The organism is Aquicoccus sp. (assembly GCF_041686535.1).
Taxonomy (GTDB): Bacteria; Pseudomonadota; Alphaproteobacteria; order Rhodobacterales; family Rhodobacteraceae; genus Aquicoccus.
The window spans coordinates 1-5373 of record NZ_JAWLDS010000140.1; the positions used below are offsets into that span (position 1 = coordinate 1).

General features: G+C 59.1%; 4 protein-coding genes. 1 reads left to right on the top strand and 3 read right to left on the bottom strand.

Features of this window, described 5'->3' with window-relative positions; genetic code table 11:
- Window positions 1-677: 677 nt before the first annotated feature.
- The 3 genes from ACESL9_RS16710 to ACESL9_RS16720 form a co-directional block, all read right to left on the bottom strand.
- Window positions 678-1052: a hypothetical protein gene (locus tag ACESL9_RS16710; protein ID WP_372675260.1), complete on the bottom strand. Its 375-nt coding sequence runs from the start codon at window positions 1050-1052 to the stop codon at window positions 678-680.
- Complete coding sequence (locus tag ACESL9_RS16715) at window positions 1049-1828, bottom strand: hypothetical protein (protein ID WP_372675261.1); 780 nt, start codon at window positions 1826-1828, stop codon at window positions 1049-1051. The genes ACESL9_RS16710 and ACESL9_RS16715 overlap by 4 nt, the downstream gene beginning before the upstream one ends.
- Before the next feature lie 151 nt (window positions 1829-1979).
- Complete coding sequence (locus ACESL9_RS16720) at window positions 1980-2879, bottom strand: terminase small subunit (protein WP_372675262.1); 900 nt, start codon at window positions 2877-2879, stop codon at window positions 1980-1982.
- Between the two features lie 407 nt (window positions 2880-3286).
- Between ACESL9_RS16720 and ACESL9_RS16725 the strand changes: the two genes are divergently transcribed.
- Window positions 3287-5311, top strand: a complete 2025-nt coding sequence (locus ACESL9_RS16725) for an N-6 DNA methylase (RefSeq protein WP_372675263.1) — start codon at window positions 3287-3289, stop codon at window positions 5309-5311.
- Window positions 5312-5373: the final 62 nt, after the last annotated feature.

The window sequence follows — 5373 nt, forward strand, 5'->3', positions numbered from 1 at the left end:
GCCGGACGGAAAGCCCGCCGGAAAGGCCTTCATGCGATGGATCAAAAAACAGAACCCCCGCACAAAAAACAGGACACCCCGACACAATGGTTGTGACGCTAAGCCGGAAAACACCGCGAATACCGCGGCAACCGTCCTTAATTTTGTGACGCCTGGCGCAAAAAGACCGAAGGGTGCGTCACAATGATTGTGCCATATATACATCTAGCCATGGGCCAAGGGTTTCTTTCCCTGGCCGGGCTGTCCGACGTGCTCGCGTGGTTCACCCGCTCGAACGTGGCCAGAGGCGCAGTTGACCCGTTATGGTATCGCTGAACGACAGTGCAAGGCACGCATGCGCTGATCGGGTTTGTGTTGGCGCTGAGGTGGCCGCGCTGGGCGGGAGGGGCCTTCGCGCTTTGGGCCATGAAGGAAGCGACCTTCGACATTCCGAATGTTGGCTGAGGACAAGCTCCGGATCGTCTGGGAAAGTTTTGTCGGTCAAGGCCCGCGCCCGCGGCTATCGCACTACACGGAATTTCATCAAAATGGCCTACCTCGTCGCCGGACGGCTCACGCACCTCCCCGCATCACCCTACGACACAACAGCTCGTATGCTCGCGCACCTCAACCGGAACCTGCAAACTCACACAATCCGCGAAGAAGCCTTAAATTTGGACTGCCATTTGAAAGGAGCGCTACCTGCCGCATAAATAGTTAAAGAGTGTGTTGTAAGCCTCGTTGGGTGACGGGATAGGGATCTTGCGCTGGTATTCAGGAAGGTCCGGCATCGGTGCGACCCGGGAAGAATAGCTGGAGGAGATCCACCCATCGGTGATGCGCGCTGCGGGGTTGGAGCAATCCACCGACAGAATCTGGTGCATGTACATTCTGGCCTGCTGCCGGTCGGCAAAAAATCGGACGTGGACGCGGGCCAGGGAACCGCTTCGCGTCACCGAGTCTACATCCACTTCGCCTTGTGGACTACCTCCGAGATAAGCCCAATCTTGCGCGTTAGATTTGCTCCCGGCCAGGGAGGCGGCCATAATCAGAGCGGCAAGAAATTCTTTCATCGCCCTGTGCTTCCAAGCTGAATTCCATATTTGTCGGCGACAGCAATGACGCAGGCCTTCATGCGTTGCGGTCGGCCGATCAACACTCGGCAGGAATAGTCGAGGTCTTTCTGGAAAATCTCGTACTCCTGCCTGGAAAGCCCGTAATTCTCCATCGTGCGAAGCGCATCCGCTTCCTGAGCAGCAAAGTCTTTGCTGTTAAGGCGATATGCCGACAGTTCGTCCGTGGTGAGCATCTTGACCTCGGCAGGGTCGATGCTGAACATATCCTCCGCGAGACGCGACGGAATGTTCATCTTCTGAAAAAATGCTGCGGTCTGTTTTTTCAGGTTCAGGATTGCCTGCCCAACCGTTTCTGACGAGCCGGCTGCGAAGTAGGGTCTGTGAATGCCAACCTGACCCTCGACTGTCTTTCTAATGCCCGCTCCGAGCAGAAAAACGCAGGCGCTCACGCAGGAATGTCCGGCGGGGACAACGGTGTCAAAAGAGTGCTCGCGAAGTAGGCCCCCCAAAGTCATAGCCGCATGCACACTGCCACCGCTGGAAGATAATATAGCGACTCGCGTTGGCAGGTGAGCGCTGGCGGTGATTGCCTCTTCGACGACCGGAATGTCGGCCTGTCCGATCTCGCCCTGGATCACGAGCCCGAGCATATCGCCGCCGAGGCCTGTTTGCTGGATATTCCAGTAGACCCCGGCTTGTGTGTCTGCTCCGAGAAATGCCGCACCTGTAGCTAAGGCGAGGCATTGCATCGTGCTCTTGAACCTGATCGTCACGCTTCAATCCTCTTGTCGCCTGTCCCCGAAAGCTGGCACAGGCGCTTGTACTGCGCAAGACCGGCGAGATCAGCTATTCTCGTCGACCGGCGCCCCGATAAACGCGACGTGATCTTGCACTGAAGATGCCGTGTCACACCTGTTGGGACTGTCATTTCTCCGCCTCATCGCCCAGCAGGCGGCTTGCGTTCTTGGCCATGTATCTCGCATCCAGCGGCGGCGAGGCGGCGTTGATCTTGCGTGCGGCCTCCATCAGTTCGTCGGATGCGCTCAACTGCATCGCGTCCTTGAAGAACGACATGTGGCGCGCGACCTGCTCAAGCGCCTTGGCGCGGTCCGCGATCTTGACCTCGATCCCGTCCTTTGTCTGCTTCACGCCCTCGTAGAGCGGATGCGACACGGCTTCACGGGTATCCGTAACATGTACGGTCATAATACCCTCGCCTGCGCACTCGGGGCAGTCGGGGCTTGGCATGGCGGTGGCGTTGAAGCCGTAGCCACCAGCATCACGGGGCATGCCGGGGATGCGGCGGCCTGCGTCGATCCGCTCGGTCATCTCTGCCAGCGCGGAAGCGTTGCCCTTGGCCGTGTCGAGCAGGAAACGATCGGCGGCATCGCGATATTCGCGGAGCGTTGTCCACTGGTACTCATGCCCGACACCGTGACAGTAGCGACAGGCGCGGCGCTCAATGCGGACCAGATCATTCACGTCGCCGGTGGCCGTGTCCCAGAGGCGCTTCAGCAGGTCGGTGTGCTGTATTTCCAGCTTTTCGGCGGCCTCCCGTTCCAGTCGCCCGATTTCGGTGCGGATCTCAGGTTTTTTCAGGAGGTCATGCGCCTGCGATCCAGCAGTTTTTGGGCTGTATCCAGCGCGGATCGCGGCCTGCGTTCCGTTCCAGTCGAGGACGTACTCCCGGCAAAAGCGACGCTGCGCAGGCAGAATCCCATCCCGATTACGAACGGGATTGGCGTCATCCGCCGGCGGCTTGGCACAGTCGGTTCTGGTTCCGTGTGCCTTCGATCTGGGCTGTGCTTGCTGCCTCGGGCGCATACTAAATTCATTCCCGCATAATGATAACATCAAGAAATTCCTATCACTTTTTTGGTGCCCAGTCGATAATAACATGCCTCGATTGTCTGCCCCTCTTGGTGGGTTTTTTGCTTGTATAACTGACGCGGTTTCGGAGTTGGATATCGAACTGCGAGGACGGACCGGGCGTGCCTTCCAAGCATGCCTGTGCTCGAACTTACAGAGATTGCGCGCTGGGCATGCCAAGGCCTGCGGACGCGCCCGAGAATATGCAAAACCTACCTCTTGGCAGGCGGGGGGAGACAGGGGTAGGGGGCTAAACTTACTTATGAGGACGGAATCCCGACCACATAGGCAAGCGGACGCGATACACCTTGCGATTGCGCTTGCCAACCTGTTCAATGGCATAGGGAAATGCGAGAGCACACATGAATCATACTGATCTCCAAGGATTTGCGGATGCCCTAAAGGCGAAATTCGCACTTCCTGGGTCCGCTTCGCCCGAAGACCAGTTGAAGCCCGAGGTCGCGGCGCTCTTTGTGGCCACGGGCGCGAAGTACGGGTTGACGGTCGAAACCCGGACCGAAACGCATTTGTCGGAACACAAGGTCCGACCCGACATAGCGATTTATGTCGGGGGGCTGATCTGCGGATATATCGAATTGAAAGCGCCCGGCCTCGGGGCGGATGCGCCGAAACTGAAAGGCGACCACAACAAGAAGCAATGGGCCAAGCTGAAAGGCCTGCCGAACCTGATCTATACCGATGGCCGGGAATGGTCGCTCTACCGATCCGGCGAACGCCCGGACGGCCAGCCCATCGTGCGGCTGACGGATGACCCGACCGACAAGGGCAAGGCCGCGACCGGCAAAGAGGATGCCGAGGCGCTGGACCGCCTGTTCCGCGACTTTCTGGGCTGGCAGCCGAATGTTCCGCACACGCCTTCAGGCCTCGCCAAATACCTCGCGCCGCTTAGCCGCTTCCTGCGTTCTGAGGTCGAAAACGCGCTGGGCCTGCCCGGCTCTGCCGTTGGGCTTCTGGCCGGGGAGTGGCGGCAGTTCTTTTTCCCCGATTCTGACGATGCCAAATTCGCGGACGCCTACGCGCAGACCGTGACCTATGCGATGCTGCTGGCGCGGCTGTCAGGTGCGCCCAAGCTCGACCCGACCGAGGCGGCGAAGACGCTCGACAAGAACAACGGGTTGCTTGCGCGGACGCTCGAATTGCTGGGCCAGAAGGCCGCGCGCGATGAACTTGTGGTCGGGTTCGAGATGTTGAAACGCTCGCTCGAAGCGCTCGATCCCCACGACTTCCTGAAATCGAAGCCCGACCTCTGGCTGTATTTCTATGAAGACTTTCTTGCCGCCTATGACCCCAAGCTGCGCAAGGATTATGGGGTCTACTATACCCCGCGCGAGGTGGTGGAATTGCAGGTCCGGCTGGCCTCGGAACTGCTGGAAAACCGGTTCGGCAAGAAGCTGGGCTTTGCCGACGATGGCGTGGTGTACCTTGACCCCGCCGTGGGCACCGGCACCTATCCGGTCGCGGCGGTGAAGCACGGGCTGGAAAAGGTGCGCAAGCGGTCCGGCCCCGGCGCGGTGCCCGCCCGCGCGCGCCAGATGGCCGAGAACATGCACGGGTTCGAGGTGCTGGTTGGCCCCTATGCCGTCGCCCATCTGCGTCTGACGCAGGCGTTGGAAGGCGCAATGAATGACGCCAAGGCGGCGGCGGGCGAGCCCGAGGAAAAGCTGGGCAAGCGGCTGAAGATCTATCTCGCCGACACGCTGGAAAGCCCGAATAAGGCTCCGCCTGGTGGGCTGGATTTGACGCACAAAGCACTGCATCAGGAACACGAGTCCGCGCGCAAGGTGAAGCAGGGCGGGGATATTCTCGTGTGTCTGGGCAATCCGCCCTATGACAGGGAACGGCGCAACGAGGACGGGACCAAGGCGAACAAGGGCGGTTGGGTCCGGTTTGGCGACCAGATCGAAGGCGGTGCGAAACAGGAAGAACAGGGCGACCGCCCGATCTTCGAGGATTTCTTAAAGCCCGCCAGAGACGCGGGCAAGGGCTTGAACCTGCAAGTGATCTTTAACGATTATGTCTATTTCTGGCGCTGGGCGCTTTGGCGAATGTTTGAGACGCAGAAATGCGGCGGCATTATCAGCTTCATCACGGCGTCGAGCTATCTTGTTGGGCCGGGGTTTGTTGGCGTTCGGGAAATGATGCGCCGCAGCTTTGATGAGCTGTGGATTCTTGATCTTGGTGGCGACAATCTCGGTGCGCGCAAGACACCAAATGTTTTCTCCATCCAGATTCCGGTTGCGATTGCGATGGGCGTTCGGGGGACCAAGCAGAATCCTGATAAACCTGCCAAGGTGCGATATGCCAAAATCGAAGCGGAGAGCCGAGACGCGAAACTAGGCAGCGGACTCGTAAAACTGGCACCATAGTCTGACGGCGGCGAGTTTGATCATGGCCATGAAGTTTCGAGACGTCTTTTCATACCTTGTCG